We start from the raw sequence: 24,752 nt of genomic DNA on the forward strand, positions 1-24,752 counted from the left end.
GGGAAGCGTGTAAGGGGCGCTGGACGAATGTGCAATACAAAACCTGAATCGGCGCAGGACGAATGTGGGAGCTGGCTTGCCTGCGATGGCATCGCTGCGGCTTACCTGCCAGACCGCGGCGTCTGCATCGCAGGCAAGCCAGCTCCCACAAAGAACAGGGCCTGGGCCAGGACTCACAAAACGGCCGTTATCTTATAGCAAAACGGCGGCCAGAGGCCGCCGTTTAGTGCATTGCGCAAGTTTTTACTCTGCCGTTGCCGGCTCAACCGCTGGCGCAGGTTTTGGCAGCGACGAGAGGAACGCCATGATCAGCGCTGCCACGTACGGCAGCGATTGCACCAACAGCATCACCACCCAGAAGCGCATGTCATTGCTTGGCAGGCCCTGCACCAGGTAAATCCCCAGTGCTGCGCCCCACAACAGCAGCATGATGAACATCTCTTCGCGGGCTTCGGAAATCGCCACCCAGAAGCCGTGGTTATCCGCGTTTTTCGGTGTACGAAAGAACGGAATACTGGTGGTGAAGAAGCCATACAGCACCGCCTTGGCGATGGTGTGGGACAACGCCAAACCGGCCAGGGCCGCGCAGAACGCATCTTTCAAGTTCACACCCACCGCACGGCGGTAGAGGAAGATGATCTTGCCGACCTTGAACACAAAAAGCGCCAACGGCGGAATCGCGAAAATCAGCAGCGGCGGGTCGACCCGCATCGGCACGATGATCATCGCCGCCGACCACAACAGCGCACCGACGGTGAAGAAGATGTTCATGCCGTCTGCCACCCACGGCAACCAGCCCGCGAGGAAGTGGTAGCGCTGGCCACGGGTCAGCTCGGTGTCTTTGCCGCGCAACAGGCTGGCGGTGTGACGCTTGATGATCTGGATTGCGCCGTAGGCCCAGCGGAAACGCTGTTTCTTGAAGTCGATAAAGGTATCCGGCATCAAGCCTTTGCCGTAGCTGTCGTGGTAATACGCCGCCGACAGGCCTTTCTCGAACACGCGCAGGCCCAGCTCGGCGTCTTCACAGATGCACCAGTCGGCCCAGCCGAGTTCTTCGAGCACCGAGCGACGGGTCATGGTCATGGTGCCGTGCTGGATGATTGCGTCGCGGTCGTTACGGGTGACCATGCCGATATGGAAGAAGCCTTTGTATTCCGCGTAGCAGAGCTTCTTGAAGGTGCTTTCGTTCTGGTCGCGGTAATCCTGCGGCGACTGCACCACGGCGATTTTTGGGTCGGCGAAGTGCGGCACCATGTGCTTGAGCCAGTTCGGCGACACGCAGTAGTCGGAGTCGATCACCGCGATCACTTCGGCATCCTTGGCGGTGTGCGGGATCAGGTAGTTCAACGCGCCGCCCTTGAAACCGGCCAGGGGCGCGACGTGGAAGAACTTGAAGCGCGGGCCGAGGGTTTCGCAGTAGTCGCGCACCGGCTCCCAGACGGCCGGGTCCTTGGTGTTGTTGTCGATGATCAGGACTTCGAAGTCCGGGTAATCGAGGGCAGCCAGGGCGTCGAGGGTCTGTTTGACCATCTCCGGCGGCTCGTTGTAGCACGGCACATGGATCGACACTTTCGGGCGGTAGTCCGAGTCGCCTTCCACCGGCAGGAATTCACGTCGACGCTTGTGGGTCCACACCGCTTCCGCCAGTTCGTGGGCCTCGGTCAGCAACACGATAAACACGCCGAGTGCGCCGAGGGCCAGCAAAATGCCGACGGTTACGCTGAACCAGGTGCTGTATTGCTGGCTGTAGTCGTAACCGATCCACACCAGCACCGAGCCGCACAGGAACGCGATAAACGTCAGGAAGGTACGGCCACGCTGGCGCAGCGCCGAGCCATCGATCATCAGCAGGGTCAGCGACAGCAGCGCCAGCACCACCGAGCCGATGGCCAGCACGCGCCATTGCGGGATCGCGACGACCGGGCCTTCAAAGTTGAATTTCTGCTGGCGCGCGGCGTTGTACACGCCCCAATACGCGCCGGCCGAGCCTTCATCGCTGACTTTCCACGGCTGGTCGAACGCCTCGATCACGAAGTAGTTGTAGCCTTGGCGGTTCAGCTTGTTGACCAGCGTACGCAGGTAAATCGCCTGGTCAGCCGGGGAGGTTTCATTGCCCCCGCGCATGCGGCCGTTGCTCGGCCAGCCCACTTCCGACAGCAGCAGCGGCTTTTTCGGGAACAGTTTTTTCAGGTCGCGGGCGCGGTCGAGTACGTACTGGCCGGCCTTGTCCATCGGGATAAATTCCCAGAACGGCAGGATGTGCGCGGCGATCAGGTCGACGTGCTTGGCCAGTTGCGGGTTCTTTTCCCAGATGTGCCACTGCTCGGAGGTGGTCACCGGCACTTTCACGGCGGCGCGCACACGGTCCAGCAGCACGATCAGCGCTTCAGGGGTGATTTCCTCACGGAACAACGCTTCGTTGCCGACCACCACGCGCACAACGCTGCGCGAGCTGTTGGCAATTTCGATGGCGCGCTGGATTTCGCGCTCGTTGCGTTCCAGGTCCGGGCTGATCCAGATCCCCAGCGTCACACGCAGGCCGAACTCTTCTGCCAGCTTGGGGATATCGCCCAGGGTGCCGTCGACCGAGTAAGTACGGATGTTGTCCGTCAACTTGCTCATGATCGCCAGGTCCTGGCGCATCTGATCGTCCGTCGGGTACTGATCTTTCTGCGGGAACTGGCCTTGCTGGAACGGCGAGTAGGAAAACCCGGAGATCTGTTCAGGCCAGTTAGGGGTCGTGACCGGGCGGTTGATCAGCGCCCAGAAGCCGGTGAACAGCGCGGCAATTGCCAGCACTACCACCAGGTTGAGTCCAAATTTACGCGATGACATGGCTATTTCGGGTTCCAAAGGGTGTGGAACGAAAAGAGGTGTCGGCCTACGCCGAACGGCGCGCATCCTACACCGGCCTTTCACCGAGCGTACAGCAGACAGAGAAAAGCCGGACGTTAGTCAGCGAAAGACCATCGAAGTTCTTTACTTGTAGCTTGTAGCTTCGATCTTGTCGCTGTGTAGTCCATAATGCGCGCCGGTTTTTGGGGTAATGGTCATGAGCACAGAAGATCCGCGGTTCGCAGGCGTCGCCCGCTTGTATGGCATTGAAGGCCTGGAACGCTTGAAAGCCGCCCATGTGGCGATCGTCGGCGTCGGCGGCGTAGGCTCCTGGGCGGCGGAAGCCATGGCCCGTTGCGGCGTGGGCGAAATATCGCTGTTTGACCTGGACGATGTCTGCGTGAGTAACAGCAACCGTCAGTTGCACGCGCTGGACAGCACCGTGGGCAAACCCAAGGTCAAAGTGATGGCTGAACGCCTGCGTGGCATCAACCCGGATTGCACCGTGCACGCGGTGGCAGACTTCGTCACCCGCGACACCATGGCCGAGTACATCACCCCGAACATCGATTGCGTGATCGACTGCATCGACGCCGTCAACGCCAAGGCTGCGCTGATTGCCTGGTGCAAGCGCCGCAAAATTCAGATCATCACCACCGGCGGCGCCGGCGGGCAGATCGACCCGACGCTGATTCAAGTCTGCGACCTGAACCGCACCTTCAACGATCCGCTGGCCTCGAAAGTGCGTTCCACCCTGCGCCGCGACTACGGTTTCTCCCGCACGGTGACCCGCCATTACAGCGTGCCGTGCGTGTTTTCCACCGAGCAACTGCGCTATCCCAAGCCGGACGGCAGCATCTGTTTGCAGAAAAGTTTTGTCGGCGACGGCGTGAAGCTGGACTGCGCCGGAGGATTTGGCGCGGTGATGATGGTGACGGCCACTTTTGGCATGGTCGCGGCGACCAAGGCGGTGGATAAGATTGTGGCGGGGGTGCGCCGGCCGTCGGAGCGGGTTAAACCCGCCTGAATGCCACTGCCTGGTGCAACTCTAAAATGTGGGAGCTGGCTTGCCTGCGATGGCATCACCGAGGTTTGACTGATAAACCGAGGTGTCTGCATCGCAGGCAAGCCAGCTCCCACCTTTAGTTTTGTGTAAGGCTTAATGCCCGCATGCGCAGCAGCACAGCATTGAGGCCATTACTGCGCGACGGCGACAACTGCCGTGACAGGCCAAGCTGGGTAAACCAATCGGGCAAGTCAACCGCCTGCAACTGCGCCGCCGACAACCCATTGACCCGCGCCAGCAGCAACGCCACCAACCCACGAATCATCCGCGCATCGCTGCTGGCGGCGAACTGCCAAAGGCCGTCCTCCAAATGCCCCACCAGCCACACCAGGCTTTCACAACCCTGCACCAGGTTGGCGTCGACTTTGTCCGCATCCGCCAAGGCGGGCAGGCGTTCGCCCCATTGCATCAGCATCCGCGCGCGCTGTTCCCAGCTGCCGACCGCCTGGAAGGCTTCCAGCGCCGCCGCGGCTTCGGTTGGCAAGTTCATCGCAACATATCCAGCGCCTGGTCCAGCGCTTCAAAGAAACGTTCCAAGTCATCCGAGTCGTTGTACAGCGCCAGGGACACGCGGATCGCCCCCGACAGGTGCATGGCCTTGAGCAACGGCATCGCGCAATGGTGCCCGGCGCGCACGGCAATGCCTTGCTCGGTCAGCAGGTGAGCGAGGTCGGCGTTGTGCACGCCTTCCACCACAAAGCTGGCCAAGGCTACGTGCGGCGAACCCAAGACGCGGACGCCATTGCGTGCGTTCAAGCCGCGCAGCAGGTAGTCGTGCAGCGCCGCTTCATGGGCGATCACCGCTGGCTGATCCAACGAACTCAGGTAATCCAGGCTGGCGCCCAGGCCGATCACACTGGCAATCGAAGGCGTGCCCGCTTCAAAACCCAGCGGGGCAGGGCGGAAGCTGGCGCTGTGGTAGTCCGCCTGTTGCACCATCTCGCCGCCAAACTGCCAGTGGCGCAGGTGGTGCAGGGCTTCGTTGCGGCCATACAACACGCCCACGCCGTCCGGGCCATACAGCTTGTGGCTGGAAAATACATAGAAGTCGCACCCCAGCGCCTGTACATCGTGGCGGCCGTGGACGATGCCTTGGGCGCCATCGATCACGGTCAGCGCGCCGTGGGCCCTGGCGCGCGCTATCAGCGCTTCCAGCGGCTGCCAGGCGCCGAGCACGTTGGACAGCTGGCTTACCGCCAGCAGGCGTGTGCGCGGGCCGATCAACTCGGCAGCGGCCTGCAGGTCTATCACGCCATCATCGTCCAGGGGCAATACCACCAGGGTGAGCGCGCGACGTTTGGCCAGTTGCTGCCAGGGCAGCAAGTTGGCGTGGTGTTCCAGGGCGCTGATGACAATCTCATCGCCCGCATTGAATAAGTGCTCAAGGCCATAGGCCAAGAGGTTCAGCGCAGAGGTTGCGCCATGGGTAAACACGATTTGCCCGCTGTCACCTGCGTTCAACCACTGCGCGACCTTGCTGCGACTGTCTTCAAACGCCTGGGTCGCATGGGCACCCGGCAAATGCTGGGCACGGTGCACATTGGCTGCGCCATTGGCGTAGTAATGGCTGATGGCATCCAACAGGGCTTGGGGTTTCTGCGTGGTGGCGGCGTTGTCCAAGTAGGTCTGGTCTTGCCGTTGCAGGGTGGCGATGGCCGGGAAATCGGCGCGCCAGGGAGAGGGCACAAGCATGGTGTTCAAGACTCGTATAAGCGGGCCGACCCGAAGGCGCGACCCGCTAGTGGCATCGAGTGGCTGCTTAGTTGTGAGCGTGCAGCGCTTCGTTCAGTTCGATGGCCGATTTGTGGGTTTTGCACTCCACGGCACCGGTCTCGGAGTTGCGACGGAACAGCAGGTCCGGTTGGCCGGCCAGCTCGCGCGCCTTGACCACTTTGACCAGTTGGTTCTTCTCGTCGAGCAGTGCGACCTTGGTGCCAGCGGTTACGTACAGGCCTGATTCCACGGTGTTGCGGTCGCCCAACGGAATGCCGATACCGGCGTTGGCGCCGATCAGGCAGCCTTCGCCGACCTTGATCACGATGTTGCCGCCGCCCGACAGGGTGCCCATGGTGGAGCAACCGCCGCCCAGGTCGGAGCCTTTGCCGACGAACACGCCCGCCGAGACACGGCCTTCGATCATGCCCGGGCCTTCGGTGCCGGCGTTGAAGTTGACGAAACCTTCGTGCATCACGGTAGTGCCTTCGCCCACGTAGGCGCCCAGGCGGATACGCGCGGCGTCAGCGATACGTACGCCGGTCGGGACCACGTAGTCGGTCATTTTCGGGAACTTGTCCACCGAGAACACTTCCAGCAGCTCGCCACGCAGGCGTGCTTCCAGTTGGCGCTCGGCCAGCTCATTGATGTCGATCGCGCCCTGGCTGGTCCATGCCACGTTCGGCAGTTGCGGGAACACGCCGGCCAGGCTCAGGCCGTGCGGCTTGACCAGGCGATGGGACAGCAGATGCAGCTTGAGGTAGGCCTCAGGCGTGGACGTCAGTGCAGCGTCTTCGGCCAGCAGGGTCGCGACCAGCGGGGTGTGGCTTTCCGCCAGACGGCTCAGCAGGGCCGCTTGGGCAGCGTCGACGCCTTTGAGTGCGTCAGCCAGTTGCAGCGCCTGGGAGACGGTGAAGGTGATGGCCTGGTTGCCTTCGGTGTAACCGAGGATCGGCGCGATGGCGGCGACGATTTCGGCCGACGGGTTGAGCAAGGGTTGTGCGTAAAACACTTCCAGCCAAGCACCTTGGCGGTTCTGAGTGCCGACGCCGAAGCCCAGGCTGAACAGGGAATTGGACATGCTGTTACCTCTACAAAAATGGAAGGCTGGCCTACTTGAGGGCCGCCGAATAACTATCTGGCTTGAAGCCAATCAGGGTTCTGTCACCGAGATCGAGCACGGGGCGCTTGATCATCGAGGGTTGTGCGAGCATCAATTCAATGGCTTTCGACTGATCGAGATCGGCTTTGCGTTCGTCTTCGAGTTTGCGAAAGGTGGTGCCCGCACGGTTCAAAACCACCTGCCAACCGTGCTCGTTGCACCATTGGGTCAAGTGTTCGCGGTCGATACCGGCCGTTTTGTAGTCGTGGAATTCATAGCTCACGCCGTGCTCATCGAGCCAGGTGCGGGCTTTTTTCATGGTGTCGCAGGCTTTGATGCCGAAAAGGTGCAACGTTTTGCTTGAAGCGGTCAAGGAATTGCCCCCCTTTGGGCCAAGTAAAAACGAAAGGTCACGGATTATGCCATGACCAGCGGGTTTGGGTGCCGCTCGTCACAGGTGTGCAGTGCTTCGTGCGACTTTTGTGCAAAAGCCATCGCGTAGCCTAGCCAGGTAAGATAGCCGGGTAATGTGGCACTTCAACGGCCAGTTGTTGCCTGATGTGTGTTGCAGCAAGTCGATTGTCCGGGAAACCCGCGTTATGCAAACCGCCTACACCGTTCTTATCCTGCTGATGCTGGTCAGCGTTTCGCGCCTTGTCGGGCGCATCATTCCACTGCCGTTGCCCTTGGTGCAGATTGCCGCCGGTGCCTTGCTGGCCTGGCCGACGCTGGGTCTGCATGTGGCGTTGGACCCGGAGCTGTTCCTGTTTCTGTTTCTGCCGCCGTTGTTGTTCTCCGATGGCTGGCGCATGCCCAAACGCGAATTGTGGCGCCTGCGTGGGCCGATCCTGACGTTGGCGGTGGGGTTGGTGCTGTTCACCGTGATTGGCGCTGGCTACTTCATTCATTGGATTCTGCCTACGATCCCATTGCCGGTTGCCTTCGCCCTGGCGGCTGTTTTATCACCGACGGATGCCGTAGCGGTGTCAGCCATTTCCCAGAATCGTTTGCCCAAGCCGCTGATGCACATGCTTCAGGGCGAAGCCTTGATGAATGATGCCTCGGGCCTGGTGACCTTCAAGTTCGCCCTGGCGGCGGCGTTGACCGGCGTGTTCTCCCTGGCGGATGCGAGCCTGACCTTTGTGCTGGTGGCCGTCGGTGGCCTGGCGGTTGGCGTGGCATTGAGCTGGCTGGTCGGGCGTTTGCGCGCCTGGATGATCGCGCGGGGTTGGGATGACCCGGCGACCCATGTGGTGTTCATGTTGCTGCTGCCGTTTGCGGCGTATGTATTGGCTGAACGCCTGGGTGCCTCGGGCATTCTCTCGGCGGTGGCGGCGGGCATGATGCAAAGCTGGCTTGACCTGCTGCCACGCCAGACCAGCACGCGCTTGCTCAACCGCAGTGTCTGGTCGCTGCTGGAGTTTGCCTTCAATGGCCTGATCTTCCTGCTGTTGGGCCTGCAACTGCCGGACATCATCAAGGCCGTGGTCAGCCACGAGCCGACGCTGTGGCCAGCCCTGCTGTATCGCTGCCTGGAAGTGGTCGCGATCTTTCTGGTGCTGGTGGTGCTGCGCTTTATCTGGGTGCAGAGTATTTGGCGACTGTCGGGCCTGCTGCGCCGCATTCGTGGCAAAAGTGAACTGACCCTGGTGCCGACTGCCCGTTCCTGCTGGCTGCTGACCGTCGGTGGCGTACGCGGTGCGGTAACGTTGGCGGGTGTCATGTCGGTGCCGTTGCTGCTGGCGCCGGGGCAGGATTTCCCGGAGCGCGACCTGCTGATTTTTATTGCCGCCGGCGTGATCCTGCTGTCATTGATCGCCGCCTGTATCGCTTTGCCGTTGCTGTTGCGCGGCATCGAAAAGAGCCCCGATGAAAAGCGCCACAACGAAGTGCGTGAAGCCTGGAAGAAGACCGCCGTGGCCGCCATCCATGCGCTTGAAGCCGAAGAGCCTGCTGAAACCGAAACCCAGGATGCCGCCCAGGCCGCACTGGCCACTGAGCTCAAGGCGCGGCTGATGTCGGAGTATCGCCATCAGTTGGAAGTGTTCAACGACTCGGCCGAAGCCCAGGCGCTGGCGCAGCAGATGGACCTGCTTGAGCGCAAGCTGCGGCTCAAGGCCCTGCGAGCGCAGCGGTTGGAGTTGTATAGCTTGAGCCGTCATCACCAGATTGGTGATGACGTTTTGCGTGAAGTGCTGGCGGATCTGGACATGAGCGAGGCGAATCTGGGTCATGTGAAATGACCCATAAGTGTCAGCGGCGGCGCTGAATGAAGTCGCGAATGCGCTCGGCCGCTTCAACACACTCCGCCAGCGGCGCAACCAGCGCCATGCGCACACGCCCGGCGCCAGGGTTAACGCCATCCACTTCCCGCGACAGGTAGGAACCCGGGACCACGGTCACGTGTTCCTCCACGAACAGGTCGCGGCAGAAGGCGGCATCGTCGCCATTCACATTCGGCCACAGGTAGAACCCACCGTCCGGGCTCTGCACGTCCAGCACCGGCTTGAGGATGGCCAGCATTGCGTCGAACTTCTCGCGGTACAGGTCACGGTTGGCCTGCACGTGCGCTTCGTCCTGCCAGGCAGCGATGCTCGCCAGTTGGGTTTGCACCGGCATCGCGCAGCCGTGGTAGGTGCGGTACAGCAGGAACGCCTTGAGAATGTCGGCGTCGCCGGCGACAAAGCCGGAGCGCAGGCCTGGCAGGTTGGAGCGCTTGGACAGGCTGTGGAACACCACGCAACGCTTGAAGTCCTGGCGACCCAGTTCCACGCAGGCACTGAGCAAGCCTGGCGGCGGGGTTTGTTCGTCGAAGTACAGCTCGCTGTAGCACTCGTCGGCGGCAATCACGAAGTCGTATTCATCGGCCAGGGCGATGAGCTTTTTCAGGGTGTCGACCGGGATCAATGCGCCGGTCGGGTTGCCTGGGGAGCACAGGAACAGAATCTGGCAGCGCTTCCAGATGTCCGGCGACACAGCGTCGAAATCCGGGTTGAAGCCGTTTTCGTCCAGGCAGGGCAGGTAATGCGGCTTGGCCCCGGCCAGGAACGCGGCGCCTTCGTAGATCTGGTAGAACGGGTTCGGGCTGACCACCAGCGCGTCGTCGCCACGGTTGACCACGGTCTGGGTAAAGGCGAACAGCGCTTCGCGGGTGCCGTTGACCGGCAGGATGTTGCGCGCCGGGTCGAGCCAGCCCTTGGGCACGCTGAAGCGGCGTTCGCACCAGGCGCCGATGGCCTCGCGCAAGGCCGGGATGCCCAGGGTGGTCGGGTACACGGCCATCTGGTCGAGGTTATTGCTCAGCGCTTCGGCCACGAACGTCGGCGATTTGTGCTTGGGTTCGCCGATGGACAGCGCGATCGGGCGTTTGTCCGGGTTCGGCGTGACGCTGCCGAGCAGGGCGCGCAGTTTCTCGAACGGGTAGGGCTGCAGCTGGTTCAGGGCGTTGTTCATGTAAGCCTCTAATGCAATGGGCACGAACCCTGTGGGAGCTGGCTTGCCTGCGATGGCATCGCTGCGTTGCGCCAGACACACCGCGGTGCCCGCATCGCAGGCAAGCCAGCTCCCACATGAATCGCGTTCACACAGTTAAGAAATCAAATCGTCAGCCGCGTCAGCTCGACGCCGGGTTCCTGGGTCACGCTCAGTTGCTGGACGATTGCGTCCTGCAGGCGTCGGCACAGTTCAGGGTCGGACAGCGGCTGGTTGTCGGCGTCGGTGATGAAGAACACGTCTTCCACGCGCTCGCCGAGGGTTGCAATCTTGGCGTTCTGCAACGACAGGTCGAACTCCAGGAAAATCCCGCCAATGCGCGCCAGCAAGCCTGGGCGGTCCGGCGCGCTGAGTTCGAGCACGGTCACCGGGCGTTGGGCGTCGTTGGAGATGGTCACCTGGGGCGCGAAGGCAAAGTGCTTGAGCTGGCGCGGCACCCGGCGCTGGATGATGGTCGGGTAATCGTCCGGGTTGCGCAGGGCTTCGGTCAGGCCTTCGCGGATCTTTTTCACGCGCACCGGGTTGTCGCCGATCGAGTCGCCGTCGGTGTCGAGCACGATGTAGGTGTCGAGGGTGAACTGGCTGCTGGAGGTGATGACGCGGGCGTCATGGATGTTCAGGTTGAGCTGGTCCATGGCGGCCACGGTCACGGCGAAGAAGTCGTGCTGGTCGGGTGCGTAGATGAAAATCTGCGTACCGCCCTCGAATTCGCGCTGGGTGGTTTCCTTGATCAGTACCAGCGGGCCGCCGTCGGCCGGCTGCTGCAGGATCGCGTCACTGTGCCAGGCGACGTCGCCGGCGGTGTGGCGCAGGAAGTAATCGTCACCCAATTGCGACCACAATTGCTCGACGTCGTCCGGGTCGTTGCCGCCCCGCACGAGGATATCCAGGGCCGCGCTTTGGGTGCGGCGGATCTGCTCTTCGCGGTCCACCGGGTTTTCCAGGCCACGGCGCAGCGCGCGCTTGGTCTCGGTGTAGAGCTGGCGCAACAGGCTGGCGCGCCACGAGTTCCACAACGTCGGGTTGGTGGCATTGATGTCGGAGACGGTCAGCACATAGAGATAGTCGAGGCGGATTTCATCACCGACGATGCCTGCGAAGTCGTGGATCACCTGCGGGTCGGACAAGTCTTTGCGCTGGGCGGTGGTCGACATCACCAAGTGGTTTTGCACCAGCCAGACAATCAGGCGGCTATCCCACAGCGGCAGTTGATGGCGCTGGCAGAACGCCTCGGCGTCGACCGCGCCGACCTCCGAGTGGTCGCCATGCCGGCCCTTGCCGATGTCGTGGTACAGGCCGGCCAAATAGATCAACTCGGGCTTGGGCAGCTTGGCCATCAGCTTACTGGCCAGCGGGAATTTCTCTGACACCTGGGTGTACTGCAACTTACGCAGGTGCTTGATCAGGTTCAGGGTGTGGGCGTCCACGGTGTAAATGTGGAACAGGTCGTGCTGCATCTGCCCGACGATAAAACCGAACTCCGGCAGGTAGCGCCCGAGGATGCCGTAACGGTTCATCCGCCGCAGGTTGCGGTGGATACCGATCTTGCACTTGAACAGCTCGATAAACAGGCTGGTGTTGCGGATGTCATTGCGAAAATCATCGTCGATCAGATGACGGTTTTCGCGTAGCAGGCGGATGGTATCGGCGCGTACGCCTTTGATTTCCGGCTGCTGGGCCATCAGCACGAAGATTTCCAGCATGGCGAACGGCGTGCGGCGAAACACGTTGTCGTTGCGCGCCTCGATATAGCCGTCATGCAGTTGGAAGCGCGAGTTGATCGGTTGCGGCGGCGCTTCGTCTTCGGGGGCCAGGATCACCTCTTCGAAGTGCTGGATGATCAGGTCGCTGAGCTGGGCAATGCTCATGACCACCCGGTAATACTGTTGCATGAAGCTTTCGATGCTGGTCTTCGCGTCTTCGCCTTCAAACCCCAGCAGTGTGGCGATGGAGCGCTGGTGGTCGAACAGCAGGCGGTCTTCGGAGCGCCCGGCGAGCATGTGCAGGGCGTAGCGCACTTTCCACAGGAACTCCTGGGAGGAGGCCAGCAAGGCGTTTTCGCTCTCGACCAAAAAGCCTTCACCGGCCAGTGCGCGCAGGTTGAGGGTGCCGTATTGACGGCGGGCGACCCACAAAATGGTCTGGATATCGCGCAGCCCGCCCGGTGAGCCTTTTACATTTGGCTCAAGGTTGTATTCGGTATCGTTGTACTTATGGTGACGAGCTTTCTGCTCGGCACGCTTGGCCAGGAAGAACTCCTTGCTTGGCCACATATGCGCGGTGCTGGTGACTTCCAGCATGCGCTGGCGCAGGCGCTCGGGGCCGGCGATGGTGCGGCTTTCCATCAGGTTGGTGATGACGGTGAGGTCGGCACGGGCCTCTTCGGCGCATTCGTCCACCGAGCGTACGCTCTGGCCGACTTCCAGGCCGATGTCCCACAACAGCGTCAGAAAACGCTCGATGGAATCGCGAAAGATCTCATGATCGGCGCTGTCCAGCAGGATCAGCAGGTCGATGTCGGAGTAGGGGTGCAGTTCGCCGCGCCCGTAGCCGCCGACGGCCACCAGGGCGATATCGGCGTCTTCACTCCAGCTGAACTGCTCCCAGGCCTTTTGCAGGATGTTGTCGACGAACCAGGCGCGGTCCTCGATCAGTCGTCGAATGTCCCGGCCGCTGCGAAAGCGCGCATCGAGCACTTCGCGCGCCTGGCGAATAGCCTTCTTGAAGGCGGCGATGGGGCTCGCCTTCAGTGCCAGTTCGGCCTGGAACTGGCCACGGTCGAAGAGTTCGGGATCCACCTGGGGCATTGATCGGCTTTCCTTTCTATCTGTCAGTCAGTCACAACACGCTGTGGGAAAACCAAGTCAGCCTTTAAGCCGAAATGCGCGGGATGGTGTCATCGGCGCGCAGGGTGAAGATCTCGTAGCCGGTTTCGGTGACCAGCAGGGTGTGTTCCCACTGGGCCGAGAGCTTGCGGTCCTTGGTGATTGCGGTCCAGCCGTCGCCCAGCACCTTGGTGTCGGCCTTGCCCTGGTTGATCATCGGCTCAATGGTAAAGGTCATGCCTGCTTTGAGTTCCATGCCGGTGCCGGCGCGGCCGTAATGCAGGATTTGCGGCTCTTCATGGAACACTGTGCCGATGCCGTGGCCGCAGAAGTCGCGCACCACCGAGAAGCCGTTCTTTTCGGCATGCTTCTGGATCACTTCACCGATATCGCCCAGGCGGCAGCCGGGTTTGACGATTTCGATGGCCTTGTACATGCATTCCTGGGTGACCTGGGACAGGCGCTCGGCCCACACCGGTACGGTGCCGACGTGGAACATGCGGCTGGTGTCGCCGAAATAGCGGTCCTTGATCACGGTGACGTCGATGTTCAGGGTGTCGCCGTCCTTCAACGGCTTGTCACCGGGGATCCCGTGGCAGACCACGTGGTTGACCGAGGTGCAGATCGACTTGGGGAAACCCTTGTAGTTCAGCGGCGCAGGGATGGCGCCCTGCACGTTGACTATATAGTCGTGGCAGATCTGGTTGAGGGTTTCGGTGGTCACGCCTGGCTTGACATGCTCGGCAATCATTTCCAGCACGTCGGCAGCCAGTTTGCCGGCGATGCGCATGCCGGCGATGTCTTCGGCGGTTTTCAAACTAACGGTCATACAGGCTCTCTCTAGCGCGACGCGCTGAAATCAATACGGTTTACGGGCGTGCGACAAAAAGGTTACAGAATTCGCACAAGCCACAGAAAACACGATTCTAACAGACGATGGCGTCAAATCATGAGCCTCTGATGATCGCTTCTTTCTATAAGGTGGGGGTATATAGGCTCTATTCAAAGGGTTACGTAAACGCCGCTCACGGCAAATGTGATTGCGGGTTCCGTTTTCGTCCTTCGTGTGGTATAAAATGCGCCGCTTTCCGGGGATGCCCCGCAGAGCTTAAATCCACACACGTGTCGACACGATGACCTGGGTGCCGGAGGCGAATGCCGCTGGTTGGTCATTGGGATACGTGGAGGCCAAACCCGACTTATTAAGGAACTATCATGTCCCAAGTCAACATGCGCGATATGCTGAAGGCCGGTGTGCACTTCGGTCACCAGACCCGTTACTGGAACCCGAAAATGGGTAAATACATTTTCGGCGCGCGTAACAAGATCCACATTATCAACCTTGAAAAAACCCTGCCAATGTTCAACGAAGCTCTGACTTTCGTAGAGCGTCTGGCCCAGGGCAAAAACAAGATTCTGTTCGTCGGCACCAAGCGTTCCGCTGGCAAGATCGTTGCTGAAGAAGCAGCACGTTGCGGTTCGCCGTACGTCGATCACCGCTGGTTGGGCGGCATGCTGACCAACTTCAAAACCATCCGTGCTTCCATCAAGCGTCTGCGTGACCTTGAAGTGCAAGCCGAAGACGGTACTTTCGCCAAGCTGACCAAGAAAGAGGCGCTGATGCGCACTCGCGACCTGGAAAAGCTCGATCGTTCCCTGGGTGGTATCAAGGACATGGGCGGCCTGCCTGACGCACTGTTCGTTATCGACGTTGATCACGAGCGCATCGCGATCACCGAAGCCAACAAGCTGGGCATCCCGGTTATCGGCGTAGTCGATACCAACAGCAGCCCGGAAGGCGTTGACTACATCATCCCAGGCAACGATGACGCAATCCGCGCTATCCAGCTGTACATGGGTTCGATGGCTGACGCTGTAATCCGTGGCCGCAACCACGTTGCTGGTGGCACCGAGCAGTTCGTCGAAGAAGCTCCGGTAGCTGCAGCTGAGTAATTGACGCCCTGGCGTTGACTCAGTAAGCAAAAAGGGGGCTTGGCCCCCTTTTTGCCACCTCGAAAACCATTTGTCGGAAGCGCAGCTACAACACCTGTAACGTGCAGCGGCCTACAAAGGTGATTCGGGAAGAATTGATCGCCCGTTTGATCGCCCGTTTGATCGGGTGGAATGGTTGAAAACCTATCCAAGAGGATTTTGAAATGGCAGAGATTACTGCAGCGTTGGTTAAAGAACTGCGTGAGCGCACCGGCGAAGGCATGATGGATTGCAAAAAGGCCTTGACCAAGGCCGGCGGCGACATCGAAAAAGCCATTGACGACATGCGTGCTTCCGGCGCCATCAAGGCTGCCAAGAAAGCAGGCAACGTAGCTGCCGAAGGCGCTATCGCTCTGAAAGAAGACGGCAAGTCCGCCGTTCTGCTGGAAGTGAACTCGCAGACCGACTTCCTGGCTCTGCAGGACGACTTCAAGGCATTTGTTGCTGCCAGCGTTGAAAAAGCGTTCGCCGACAAACTGACCACTGTTGAGCCTCTGATCGAAGCTCAAGAAGCTGCTCGCCTGGTACTGGTCGGCAAGGTTGGCGAAAACGTCAACATTCGTCGCCTGGCTCGCATCGAAGGTGATGTGGTTGGTGGCTACCTGCACGGCAACAAAATCGGCGTTGTGGTTGCCCTGAAAGGCGGCGACGTTGAGCTGGCTAAAGACATCGCTATGCACGTAGCGGCCAGCAACCCAGAGTTCCTGCTGCCATCGGAAGTGTCTGCTGACGCAATCGAGCGCGAAAAAGCCGTGTTCCTGAGCCTGAACGCCGACAAGATCGCCGGCAAGCCAGAGAACATCGTTGAAAACATGATCAAAGGCCGTATCAGCAAGTTCCTGGCTGAAGCGAGCCTGGTTGAGCAGGCGTTCGTCAAGAACCCTGAAATCAAGGTTGGCGAACTGGCTAAGAAAGCCGGTGCTGAAATCGTTTCCTTCACTTACTACAAAGTAGGCGAAGGCATCGAGAAGCCGGTCGACAACTTCGCTGAAGAAGTTGCTGCCCAGCTGGCTGCCGCCAAGCAATAAGACAGTTTTTAACTGTCGCCCGAAAGAGGCTGCCCGCTCACGCGCGCAGCCTCTTTTCAAATGGGAAGGCCAATTTTTATTTGGCTTCCTTTCGGAACTGGCTTACAAAGCCGTGTTCCGATGGCGCTGTGATAGCGTCCAGCTAGAGTGAACGCAAGCCGTAAACGGCTCGCCAAGAATTTTTAAAAAATACGCCGCAGGAGAGATTCGCAATGGCTCAGCAGGGCAGTGGTTATCAGGCTCGCTATAAACGCATTCTACTCAAGCTTAGCGGCGAGGCCCTGATGGGCTCGGAAGAGTTCGGGATTGATCCCAAGGTACTCGACCGCATGGCACTGGAAGTCGGCCAATTGGTGGGCATCGGTGTTCAGGTCGGCCTGGTGATCGGCGGCGGTAACTTGTTCCGTGGCGCGGCACTGAGTGCTGCGGGTATGGACCGAGTGACCGGCGACCACATGGGCATGCTGGCCACTGTGATGAACGCCTTGGCCATGCGTGACGCCCTGGAGCGTGCCAATATCTCGGCAATCGTGATGTCGGCTATTTCCATGGTCGGCGTGACCGATCACTATGACCGTCGCAAAGCCATGCGTCACCTGAACGCCAAGGAAGTCGTGATCTTTGCTGCCGGTACGGGTAACCCGTTCTTCACCACGGACTCGGCCGCTTGCCTGCGCGCTATCGAAATCGATGCCGACGTAGTGCTCAAAGCCACCAAGGTGGACGGCGTCTACACCGCAGACCCATTCAAAGACCCGCATGCCGAGAAGTTCGATCATCTGACTTACGATGAAGTGCTGGATCGCAAGCTGGGCGTGATGGACCTGACGGCTATTTGCCTGTGCCGCGACCACAAGATGCCGCTGCGCGTATTTAACATGAACAAGCCCGGCGCCCTGCTGAATATCGTACACGGCGGCGCGGAAGGGACTCTGATCGAGGAAGGCCAACAATGATCAACGAAATCAAGAAAGACGCCCAAGCGCGTATGCAGAAATCCCTGGAGTCTCTGAGCCACGCATTCGGCCAGATTCGTACCGGTAAAGCGCACCCGAGCATCCTGGGCAGCGTGATGGTGCCTTACTACGGCGCCGACACCCCGCTGAGCGGCGTGGCCAACGTTACCGTTAAAGACTCGCGCACCCTGCAGGTCGTGGCTTTCGAGCGCAACATGCTTGCTGCTGTCGACAAAGCCATCCAGAGCGCCGGCCTGAACCTCAACCCGACCAACCTGGGCGAGTTGTTGCTGATCTCCATGCCTGCGCTGACCGAGGAAACCCGTAAGGGCTTCACCAAGCAGGCGCGCAGCGCAGCGGAAGATGCACGTGTTGCCGTGCGTAACATCCGTCGTGATGCATTGGGTGACCTGAAGAAGCTGGTCAAGGACAAAGAAATCAGCGAAGACGAAGAGCGTCGTGCCGTCGCCGATATCGATAAGCTGACCAAAGACGCCGAGGCCCAGATCACCAAGGCCACGGAAGAGAAAGAAAAGGACCTGATGGCCGTATAAGGGGTCAGGACGCCTTCATGGAAAAGACCAAGCAGACTGTGCCCTCCGTGGTGCCGCGCCATGTCGCGATCATCATGGATGGGAATAATCGCTGGGCGAAGAAACGCTTTATGCCGGGTGTTGCCGGGCATAAAGCGGGTGTCGATGCGGTGCGCGCGGTAATAGAAGTGTGTGCCGAGGCCAAGGTTGAGGTGTTGACCCTGTTTGCCTTCTCCAGCGAGAACTGGCAACGGCCCGCCGAAGAAGTCAGTGCCTTGATGGACCTGTTCTTCAAGGCGCTGCGTCGTGAGGCCAAGCGCCTCAACGACAACAACATCAGCCTGCGCATCATTGGTGATCGCTCGCGGTTCCATCCGGAGCTGCAGGCCGCCATGCGCGAAGCCGAGGCTATCACTGCCGGCGCGAACCGTTTTGTGTTGCAGATTGCAGCCAACTACGGCGGCCAGTGGGATATCGCCCAGGCTGCACAGCGGCTTGCCCGCGAAGTGCAGGCCGGGCACCTGAGGCCCGACGACATCACGCCTGAACTGTTGCAAACCTGCCTGGTAACCGGCGACCTGCCGTTGCCGGACCTGTGCATTCGTACCGGTGGCGAGCACCGCATCAGCAATTTCCTGTTGTGGCAGTTGGCCTACACCGAGCTGTACTTCTCCGACCTGTTCTGGCCGGACTTCAAACACGATGCCATGCGTAATGCACTGGCCGATTTCGCTTCCCGTCAGCGTCGCTTCGGTAAAACGAGCGAGCAGATCGAAGCTGGAGCCCGGGTTTAAATGCTTAAACAACGAATCATCACAGCACTGATCCTGCTGCCGATTGCCTTGTGTGGGTTTTTCCTGCTCGACGGTTCCGGTTTTGCGCTGTTTATCGGCCTGGTCGTGACCTTGGGCGCCTGGGAATGGGCGCGCCTGGCAGGTTTCACCGAGCAGTTGCCGCGCGTGGTGTATGCCGCTGTCGTGGCACTTCTACTGTTCCTCATGCATACGCTTTCGAGCATTGTGGTGCCCTGGGTGTTGGGGGCGGCGGTGTTGTGGTGGGCGCTCGCGACCTTCCTTGTGCTGACCTATCCGCGTACCAGCGGCCAGTGGTCCAGTGTGGCCAGCAAATTGGTGATTGGTTTATTGATTCTGCTGCCGGCCTGGCAAGGGTTGGTAGAAATCAAGAATTCGCCGATGGGCAACTGGTTGATCATGGCCGTGATGGTGCTGGTGTGGGGGGCTGATATCGGTGCCTACTTCTCCGGGCGGGCTTTCGGTAAACGCAAGCTGGCGCCGGCGGTCAGTCCGGGCAAGAGCTGGGAAGGCGTCTACGGTGGCCTGGCGTTGACCCTGGTGATCACGCTGGTTGTCGGTGTTGTGCGCGACTGGTCGGTGAAGGAAATCCTCCTGGCCTTGTTGGGTACGGCGGTGGTCGTGTTTATCTCGGTGGTGGGTGATCTCACCGAAAGCATGTTCAAGCGCCAGGCCGGGATCAAGGACAGCAGTAACCTGTTGCCGGGTCATGGCGGCGTGCTGGATCGTATCGACAGCCTTACCGCTGCGATTCCGATCTTTGCCGTGCTGCTGTGGATGACGGCGTCGTGAGCCGCCTGCAGCAGGTGACGGTGCTGGGTGCGACGGGCTCGGTCGGGCTGAGTACTCTGGACGTGATAGCACGTCATCCTGATCGCTATCAGGTGTTTGCGCTGACCGGCTTCACGCGTTTGGCTGAGTTGCTGGCCTTGTGTGTACGCCACACGCCGCGCTTTGCTGTCGTGCCTGAGGCGTCGGCGGCGCGTGGTTTGCAAGACGATCTGCGCGCTGCCGGCCTGGCTACTCAGGTATTGGTAGGCGAGCAGGGGCTGTGCCAGGTGTCAGCCGATGCGGAAGTCGACACTGTAGTGGCGGCTATTGTCGGGGCAGCAGGCTTGCGGCCGACACTGGCGGCAGTCGATGCAGGCAAGAAGATCCTGCTGGCCAACAAAGAAGCATTGGTCATGTCGGGCACACTGTTTATGCAGGCGGTGCGCAAGAGTGGCGCCGTGCTGTTGCCCCTGGACAGCGAGCACAACGCGATTTTCCAATGCATGCCCGGTGATTTTGCCCGTGGCCTGACCCAGGTTGGCGTGCGGCGGATTCTCCTTACGGCTTCCGGTGGACCCTTCCGGCAAACTCCGCTGGATGATCTTGAGCATGTGTCGCCTGATCAGGCGTGTGCGCACCCGAACTGGTCCATGGGGCGCAAAATCTCCGTGGATTCGGCGAGCATGATGAACAAAGGCCTTGAGTTGATCGAGGCGTGCTGGTTGTTCGATGCCCGGCCGGATCAGGTCGAGGTGGTGATCCACCCGCAAAGTGTGATTCATTCCCTGGTCGACTATGTGGATGGTTCGGTGTTGGCGCAGTTGGGTAATCCCGACATGCGTACACCGATCGCCAATGCCCTGGCTTGGCCGGAGCGGATCGACTCCGGTGTCGCACCCTTGGACCTGTTCGCGATTGCACGCCTGGATTTCGAGGCGCCGGACGAGCAGCGCTTTCCGTGCCTGCGTCTGGCCCGGCAAGCGGCGGAGGTGGGCAGCAGCGCGCCGGCCATGCTCAATGCGGCGAATGAAGTGGCTGTGGCAGCGTTTCTTGACGGGCGTATTCGCTTTCCGCAGATCGCGAGTATCATCGAGGATGTTTTGAGCCTTGAGCCCGTTGTGGCTGTGGATGATTTAGGGGCAGTGTTCGAGGCTGATGCAAAGGCCCGTACCCTGGCCAAGCAATGGTTGAACCGCAACGCGCGTTAGTTTGTGGGCAGGTTTGAGCCTACAGGCACTGGATTGGAATGCGGAGAAATTAGATGAGTGCGCTCTACATGATTGTCGGCACCCTGGTTGCTCTGGGTGTGTTGGTGACCTTCCACGAATTCGGCCACTTTTGGGTGGCCCGTCGTTGCGGCGTCAAGGTACTGCGCTTTTCCGTCGGTTTTGGCATGCCGCTGCTGCGTTGGCACGATCGGCGGGGCACTGAATTCGTGATCGCGGCCATCCCGTTGGGTGGCTACGTGAAGATGCTTGATGAGCGCGAAGGCGAAGTGCCTGCTGATCAGTTGGACCAGTCCTTCAATCGTAAGACCGTTCGTCAGCGTATCGCTATTGTTGCAGCCGGCCCGATCGCCAACTTCCTCTTGGCGATAGTGTTCTTCTGGGTCCTGGCCATGATGGGCAGCCAGCAGGTGCGTCCGGTCATCGGCGCGGTTGAGGCGGATAGCATGGCGGCCAAGGCTGGCCTGGTCGCCGGGCAGGAAATTGTTTCTATTGATGGCGAGCCAACCACGGGTTGGGGCGCTGTGAATTTGCAGTTGGTGCGCCGCATGGGTGAAAGCGGCACCATCAATGTCGTGGTGCGCGAGCAGGATGCCACCACCGAAACGCCGCGTGAATTGTCCCTCGACCATTGGCTCAAGGGCGCTGATGAGCCTGACCCGATCAAGTCCCTGGGCATTCGTCCGTGGCGACCGGCGTTGCCGCCGGTGCTCGCCGAGCTCGACCCGAAAGGTCCGGCGCAGGCTGCTGGTCTGAAAACCGGCGATCGTCTGCTGGCCCTTGATGGTCAGGCGTTGGGCGATTGGCAGCAAGTGGTCGACCTGGTGCGTGTACGCCCTGATACCAAAATTGTGCTGAAAGTTGAGCGCGATGGTGCTCAAATCGACGTCCCTGTGAACCTCGCGGTTCGCGGGGAGGCCAAGGCAGCCGGGGGTTATCTCGGTGCCGGGGTGAAAGGTGTAGAGTGGCCGCCATCGATGGTGCGCGAGGTCAGCTTCGGGCCGTTGGCGGCAATTGGCGAGGGTGCAAAGCGCACTTGGACCATGAGTGTGCTGACCCTCGAATCGCTCAAGAAAATGTTGTTCGGCGAGCTCTCGGTAAAAAACTTGAGTGGACCGATAACCATTGCTAAAGTGGCGGGCGCTTCTGCCCAGTCGGGTGTCGCGGATTTCCTGAATTTCCTGGCTTATCTGAGTATTAGCCTTGGGGTTCTGAATTTGCTGCCCATTCCAGTATTGGATGGGGGGCATCTGTTGTTTTATCTGGTCGAGTGGGTGCGTGGTCGCCCCTTGTCGGATCGGGTGCAGGGTTGGGGGATACAGATCGGTATCAGTTTGGTGGTCGGAGTGATGTTGTTAGCTCTGGTCAACGATCTGGGACGACTGTAACGCTTCGCTGAATTGCGAATCTGCCGCATTTTGCGGCAGTTTGTTTATTGCCAGTTGGAATAAGAAAGGACTTCATGAAACGTCTGCTGCTAACTGCGGTTCTCACCGTATTGATGATCGCCGAAGTTCACGCCGAGTCCTTCACTATCTCCGATATTCGTGTCAACGGCCTCCAGCGGGTTTCCGCGGGTAGCGTCTTTGGTGCCTTGCCGTTGAACGTCGGGGAACAGGCGGATGATCGTCGCCTGGTGGAATCCACTCGTGCGCTGTTCAAAACCGGGTTCTTTCAAGATATCCAACTGGGTCGCGAAGGCAATGTCCTGGTCATCACTGTCGTCGAGCGACCTTCTGTCGCCAGTATAGAGATCGAAGGTAACAAAGCGATCTCCACTGACGACTTGATGAAGGGGCTCAAGCAATCCGGCCTTGCCGAGGGCGAGATCTTCCAGCGCGCCACCCTTGAAGGTGTGCGTAACGAACTGCAACGCCAGTACGTTGCCCAGGGTCGCTACTCCGCGACCGTGGAAACTGAAGTGATCCCCCAGCCTCGTAACCGTGTGGGCCTCAAGGTCAACATCAACGAAGGCACTGTGGCGGCGATCCAGCACATCAACGTGGTGGGCAACACCAAGTTCGCTGATGACGACCTGATCGACCTGTTCGAACTCAAGACCACCAACTGGCTGTCGTTCTTCAAGAACGATGACAAGTATGCGCGTGAGAAGTTGTCGGGTGACCTGGAGCGTCTGCGTTCCTACTACCTGGACCGTGGCTATATCAACATGGATATCGCTTCGACCCAGGTGTCCATCACCCCGGACAAGAAACACGTCTACATTACTGTCAACGTCAACGAAGGCGAGAAGTACACCGTTCGTGACGTGAAGCTCAGTGGCGACCTGAAAGTACCTGAAGACCAGGTCAAGGCATTGCTGCTGGTGCAGAAGAACCAGGTGTTCTCGCGCAAGCTGATGACCACCACGTCCGAGCTGATCACCCGCCGCCTGGGTAACGAAGGCTACACCTTCGCCAACGTCAACGGCGTGCCGACGCCGCACGATGATGACCACACTGTGGACATCACTTTCGTGGTCGACCCAGGCAAGCGTGCCTACGTGAACCGCATCAACTTCCGTGGCAACACCAAGTCTGCGGACGAAGTGCTGCGTCGCGAAATGCGTCAGATGGAAGGTGGCTGGGCATCGACTTACCTGATCGACCAGTCCAAGACCCGTCTTGAGCGCCTGGGCTTCTTTAAGGAAGTCAACGTCGAAACCCCGGCCGTACCGGGTGTGGATGACCAGGTTGACGTGAACTACGCCGTTGAAGAGCAAGCCTCGGGCTCGATCACCGCCAGCGTCGGTTTTGCACAGAGTGCCGGCCTGATCCTGGGTGGTTCGATTACCCAGAACAACTTCCTCGGTACCGGTAACAAGGTTTCCATCGGCCTGACCCGAAGCGAATACCAGAGCCGCTATAACTTCGGTTATGTCGACCCCTACTGGACTGCTGACGGTGTGAGCCTGGGCTACAACGCCTTCTATCGCACCACCGACTACAAAGACCTCAACGTTGACGTTGCAAGTTATGCGATCGACAGCCTTGGTGCCGGTGTCAACATCGGTTACCCGATCAGCGAAACGTCGCGTCTGACCTTCGGTTTCACTGCGCAGCAGGACAAAATCAAGACCGGTGTGTACACCACGGATGAGATTTTCGACTTCGTGCGTAAAGAGGGCGACCAGTTCCTGAACTTCAAGGCGTCGGTCGGCTGGTCTGAATCGACCCTGAACAAAGGTGTGCTGGCGACGCGTGGCCATTCCCAAAGCCTGACTGCGGAAGCCACCACGCCGGGCAGCGACCTGTCGTTCTTCAAGCTCGACTACCGTGGCCAGTTGTTCCAGCCTCTGAGCGATAACTACACCATGCGCCTGCATACCGAGCTGGGTTATGGCGACGGTTATGGTTCAACCAACGGTCTGCCGTTCTACGAGAACTACTACGCAGGTGGTTTCAACTCGGTTCGTGGTTTCAAGGACAGCACCTTGGGCCCACGTGGTACGCCAAGCCGTGGTGTAGCCGTGACCGGCAACCAGGGTACGCAGCCTGATTCGGACAATGACGCGCTGGCCTTTGGTGGTAACGTGTTGATCCAAGGTGGTGCGGAGCTTCTGTTCCCGCTGCCATTCGTCAAGGATCAGCGTTCGTTGCGCACTTCGGTTTTCTGGGACGTCGGTAACGTGTTCGACTCCAAGTGCCAACAGATCACTAACCCGAGCGGTGTGAAGTCTCAGACCGAGTGCAACGACATCAGCCTGAGCAACCTCGCCAGCTCCGTGGGTGTTGGTGTGACGTGGGTGACCGCGCTTGGCCCATTGAGCTTTGCTCTGGCCATGCCGATCAAGAAACCGGATAACGCTGAAACCCAGATTTTCCAATTCTCCCTCGGCCAGACGTTCTAAGCGTCTGACCCAAGATAACGACAACGGATTCTGTAGGAGTACATCGTGCGTAAGTTGACTCAATTGGTTCTGCTGGCCACTGTGCTGGTAACCACCCCGGCCTTCGCCGAAATGAAAATCGCCGTTCTGAACTATCAGATGGCTCTGCTGGAATCCGACGCGGCCAAGAAATACGCCGTGGACGCCGAGAAAAAATTCGGTCCGCAGCTGACCAAGCTCAAGACGCTGGAAAGCAGTGCCAAGGGTATCCAGGACCGCCTGGTAGCCGGCGGCGACAAAATGCAGCAAGGCGAGCGTGAGCGTCTGGAGCTTGAGTTCAAGCAAAAGGCTCGTGACTATCAGTTCCAGTCCAAGGAGCTGAACGAAGCCAAAGCCGTTGCTGACCGTGAAATGCTCAAGCAGCTCAAGCCGAAACTCGACAGCGCTGTGGAAGAAGTCATCAAGAAAGGTGCCTTTGACCTGGTGTTCGAGCGTGGCGCCGTGATTGACGTCAAGCCTCAATACGACATCACCCGTCAGGTGATCGAGCGCATGAACCAGCTGAAGTAAGC

20 protein-coding genes are annotated in these 24,752 nt (G+C 59.8%); 12 read left to right on the forward strand and 8 right to left on the reverse strand.

Annotated features, from left to right (window positions below):
• Positions 1-243: 243 nt before the first annotated feature.
• Complete coding sequence (locus L8I05_RS09465; RefSeq protein ID WP_177016271.1) at positions 244-2,835, reverse strand: glycosyltransferase; 2,592 nt, start codon at positions 2,833-2,835, stop codon at positions 244-246.
• Positions 2,836-3,046: 211 nt separating this feature from the next.
• Between L8I05_RS09465 and tcdA the strand changes: the two genes are divergently transcribed.
• Positions 3,047-3,862, forward strand: a complete 816-nt coding sequence (gene tcdA, locus L8I05_RS09470; protein ID WP_242168550.1) for a tRNA cyclic N6-threonylcarbamoyladenosine(37) synthase TcdA — start codon at positions 3,047-3,049, stop codon at positions 3,860-3,862.
• A 115-nt stretch (positions 3,863-3,977) separates the two neighbouring features.
• On the opposite strand, the gene L8I05_RS09475 is transcribed toward tcdA, so the two are convergent.
• The 4 genes from L8I05_RS09475 to L8I05_RS09490 form a co-directional block, all read right to left on the reverse strand.
• Positions 3,978-4,391: a SufE family protein gene (locus L8I05_RS09475; protein WP_242168552.1), complete on the reverse strand. Its 414-nt coding sequence runs from the start codon at positions 4,389-4,391 to the stop codon at positions 3,978-3,980.
• Entirely contained in the window at positions 4,388-5,593 is a 1,206-nt protein-coding gene (locus L8I05_RS09480; RefSeq protein ID WP_242168554.1) for a cysteine desulfurase, read from the reverse strand. The genes L8I05_RS09475 and L8I05_RS09480 overlap by 4 nt, the downstream gene beginning before the upstream one ends.
• A 67-nt stretch (positions 5,594-5,660) precedes the next feature.
• Positions 5,661-6,695: a 2,3,4,5-tetrahydropyridine-2,6-dicarboxylate N-succinyltransferase gene (dapD, locus tag L8I05_RS09485; protein WP_159954651.1), complete on the reverse strand. Its 1,035-nt coding sequence runs from the start codon at positions 6,693-6,695 to the stop codon at positions 5,661-5,663.
• A gap of 31 nt (positions 6,696-6,726) precedes the next feature.
• The gene (locus L8I05_RS09490) at positions 6,727-7,035 is read right to left on the reverse strand and encodes an arsenate reductase (RefSeq protein WP_229999207.1); all 309 of its coding nucleotides are present in this window, start codon (positions 7,033-7,035) and stop codon (positions 6,727-6,729) included.
• Between the two features lie 280 nt (positions 7,036-7,315).
• Between L8I05_RS09490 and L8I05_RS09495 the strand changes: the two genes are divergently transcribed.
• Positions 7,316-8,959: a Na+/H+ antiporter gene (locus tag L8I05_RS09495; protein ID WP_242168556.1), complete on the forward strand. Its 1,644-nt coding sequence runs from the start codon at positions 7,316-7,318 to the stop codon at positions 8,957-8,959.
• 10 nt (positions 8,960-8,969) lie between these two features.
• On the opposite strand, the gene dapC is transcribed toward L8I05_RS09495, so the two are convergent.
• The 3 genes from dapC to map all read right to left on the reverse strand — a co-directional run bounded on the left by dapC (position 8,970) and on the right by map (position 13,862).
• Positions 8,970-10,169 (reverse strand): succinyldiaminopimelate transaminase, encoded by a 1,200-nt coding sequence (gene dapC, locus L8I05_RS09500; RefSeq protein WP_242168558.1) that lies wholly within the window; start codon positions 10,167-10,169, stop codon positions 8,970-8,972.
• A 143-nt stretch (positions 10,170-10,312) separates the two neighbouring features.
• The gene (locus L8I05_RS09505; protein ID WP_177016263.1) at positions 10,313-13,015 is read right to left on the reverse strand and encodes a [protein-PII] uridylyltransferase; all 2,703 of its coding nucleotides are present in this window, start codon (positions 13,013-13,015) and stop codon (positions 10,313-10,315) included.
• Between the two features lie 64 nt (positions 13,016-13,079).
• On the reverse strand, positions 13,080-13,862 hold the full coding sequence (map, locus tag L8I05_RS09510; RefSeq protein WP_159954656.1) for a type I methionyl aminopeptidase: 783 nt from the start codon (positions 13,860-13,862) through the stop codon (positions 13,080-13,082).
• Positions 13,863-14,248: 386 nt separating this feature from the next.
• On the opposite strand from map, the gene rpsB reads away from it, so the two are divergent.
• The 10 genes from rpsB to L8I05_RS09560 all read left to right on the forward strand — a co-directional run bounded on the left by rpsB (position 14,249) and on the right by L8I05_RS09560 (position 24,750).
• Positions 14,249-14,986, forward strand: coding sequence for a 30S ribosomal protein S2 (gene rpsB, locus L8I05_RS09515; protein WP_003219330.1), 738 nt, complete (start codon positions 14,249-14,251; stop codon positions 14,984-14,986).
• 203 nt (positions 14,987-15,189) lie between these two features.
• Positions 15,190-16,053, forward strand: a complete 864-nt coding sequence (gene tsf, locus L8I05_RS09520; protein ID WP_083359812.1) for a translation elongation factor Ts — start codon at positions 15,190-15,192, stop codon at positions 16,051-16,053.
• A gap of 212 nt (positions 16,054-16,265) precedes the next feature.
• Positions 16,266-17,009: a UMP kinase gene (gene pyrH, locus L8I05_RS09525; protein ID WP_003172271.1), complete on the forward strand. Its 744-nt coding sequence runs from the start codon at positions 16,266-16,268 to the stop codon at positions 17,007-17,009.
• Positions 17,006-17,563 (forward strand): ribosome recycling factor, encoded by a 558-nt coding sequence (gene frr / locus L8I05_RS09530; RefSeq protein ID WP_016974404.1) that lies wholly within the window; start codon positions 17,006-17,008, stop codon positions 17,561-17,563. Before pyrH ends, frr begins: the two co-directional genes overlap by 4 nt.
• Before the next feature lie 17 nt (positions 17,564-17,580).
• Complete coding sequence (uppS, locus tag L8I05_RS09535; RefSeq protein ID WP_016974405.1) at positions 17,581-18,336, forward strand: polyprenyl diphosphate synthase; 756 nt, start codon at positions 17,581-17,583, stop codon at positions 18,334-18,336.
• Positions 18,337-19,146, forward strand: a complete 810-nt coding sequence (locus L8I05_RS09540; protein WP_197624437.1) for a phosphatidate cytidylyltransferase — start codon at positions 18,337-18,339, stop codon at positions 19,144-19,146.
• Positions 19,143-20,333, forward strand: a complete 1,191-nt coding sequence (gene ispC / locus L8I05_RS09545; RefSeq protein ID WP_242168560.1) for a 1-deoxy-D-xylulose-5-phosphate reductoisomerase — start codon at positions 19,143-19,145, stop codon at positions 20,331-20,333. Before L8I05_RS09540 ends, ispC begins: the two co-directional genes overlap by 4 nt.
• A gap of 53 nt (positions 20,334-20,386) precedes the next feature.
• Positions 20,387-21,739 carry a sigma E protease regulator RseP gene (rseP, locus tag L8I05_RS09550; protein ID WP_242168563.1) on the forward strand — a complete coding sequence of 451 codons (1,353 nt, stop codon included), beginning with the start codon at positions 20,387-20,389 and terminating at the stop codon, positions 21,737-21,739.
• Positions 21,740-21,813: 74 nt separating this feature from the next.
• The gene (bamA, locus tag L8I05_RS09555) at positions 21,814-24,201 is read left to right on the forward strand and encodes an outer membrane protein assembly factor BamA (protein ID WP_177016259.1); all 2,388 of its coding nucleotides are present in this window, start codon (positions 21,814-21,816) and stop codon (positions 24,199-24,201) included.
• Between the two features lie 45 nt (positions 24,202-24,246).
• Complete coding sequence (locus L8I05_RS09560) at positions 24,247-24,750, forward strand: OmpH family outer membrane protein (RefSeq protein ID WP_003172279.1); 504 nt, start codon at positions 24,247-24,249, stop codon at positions 24,748-24,750.
• The last annotated feature ends 2 nt before the right edge of the window (positions 24,751-24,752 follow it).

The sequence above is a fragment of the Pseudomonas sp. MONT-RG-20F-20-E-7-02 genome (assembly GCF_022662395.1).
Lineage (GTDB): Bacteria > Pseudomonadota > Gammaproteobacteria > Pseudomonadales > Pseudomonadaceae > Aquipseudomonas.

What these genes read in the sequence shown, in the direction of transcription:
- L8I05_RS09465 (WP_177016271.1), bottom strand. Translation starts at nt 2,835, where the DNA reads ATGTCATCGCGTAAATTTGGACTCAACCTGGTGGTAGTGCTGGCAATT.
- bamA (WP_177016259.1), top strand. Translation starts at nt 21,814, where the DNA reads ATGAAACGTCTGCTGCTAACTGCGGTTCTCACCGTATTGATGATCGCC.
- L8I05_RS09480 (WP_242168554.1), bottom strand. Translation starts at nt 5,593, where the DNA reads ATGCTTGTGCCCTCTCCCTGGCGCGCCGATTTCCCGGCCATCGCCACC.
- pyrH (WP_003172271.1), top strand. Translation starts at nt 16,266, where the DNA reads ATGGCTCAGCAGGGCAGTGGTTATCAGGCTCGCTATAAACGCATTCTA.
- L8I05_RS09490 (WP_229999207.1), bottom strand. Translation starts at nt 7,035, where the DNA reads ATGAAAAAAGCCCGCACCTGGCTCGATGAGCACGGCGTGAGCTATGAA.
- dapD (WP_159954651.1), bottom strand. Translation starts at nt 6,695, where the DNA reads ATGTCCAATTCCCTGTTCAGCCTGGGCTTCGGCGTCGGCACTCAGAAC.
- map (WP_159954656.1), bottom strand. Translation starts at nt 13,862, where the DNA reads ATGACCGTTAGTTTGAAAACCGCCGAAGACATCGCCGGCATGCGCATC.
- rseP (WP_242168563.1), top strand. Translation starts at nt 20,387, where the DNA reads ATGAGTGCGCTCTACATGATTGTCGGCACCCTGGTTGCTCTGGGTGTG.
- rpsB (WP_003219330.1), top strand. Translation starts at nt 14,249, where the DNA reads ATGTCCCAAGTCAACATGCGCGATATGCTGAAGGCCGGTGTGCACTTC.
- frr (WP_016974404.1), top strand. Translation starts at nt 17,006, where the DNA reads ATGATCAACGAAATCAAGAAAGACGCCCAAGCGCGTATGCAGAAATCC.
- tsf (WP_083359812.1), top strand. Translation starts at nt 15,190, where the DNA reads ATGGCAGAGATTACTGCAGCGTTGGTTAAAGAACTGCGTGAGCGCACC.
- L8I05_RS09505 (WP_177016263.1), bottom strand. Translation starts at nt 13,015, where the DNA reads ATGCCCCAGGTGGATCCCGAACTCTTCGACCGTGGCCAGTTCCAGGCC.
- tcdA (WP_242168550.1), top strand. Translation starts at nt 3,047, where the DNA reads ATGGTCATGAGCACAGAAGATCCGCGGTTCGCAGGCGTCGCCCGCTTG.
- L8I05_RS09495 (WP_242168556.1), top strand. Translation starts at nt 7,316, where the DNA reads ATGCAAACCGCCTACACCGTTCTTATCCTGCTGATGCTGGTCAGCGTT.
- uppS (WP_016974405.1), top strand. Translation starts at nt 17,581, where the DNA reads ATGGAAAAGACCAAGCAGACTGTGCCCTCCGTGGTGCCGCGCCATGTC.
- dapC (WP_242168558.1), bottom strand. Translation starts at nt 10,169, where the DNA reads ATGAACAACGCCCTGAACCAGCTGCAGCCCTACCCGTTCGAGAAACTG.
- L8I05_RS09475 (WP_242168552.1), bottom strand. Translation starts at nt 4,391, where the DNA reads ATGAACTTGCCAACCGAAGCCGCGGCGGCGCTGGAAGCCTTCCAGGCG.
- L8I05_RS09540 (WP_197624437.1), top strand. Translation starts at nt 18,337, where the DNA reads ATGCTTAAACAACGAATCATCACAGCACTGATCCTGCTGCCGATTGCC.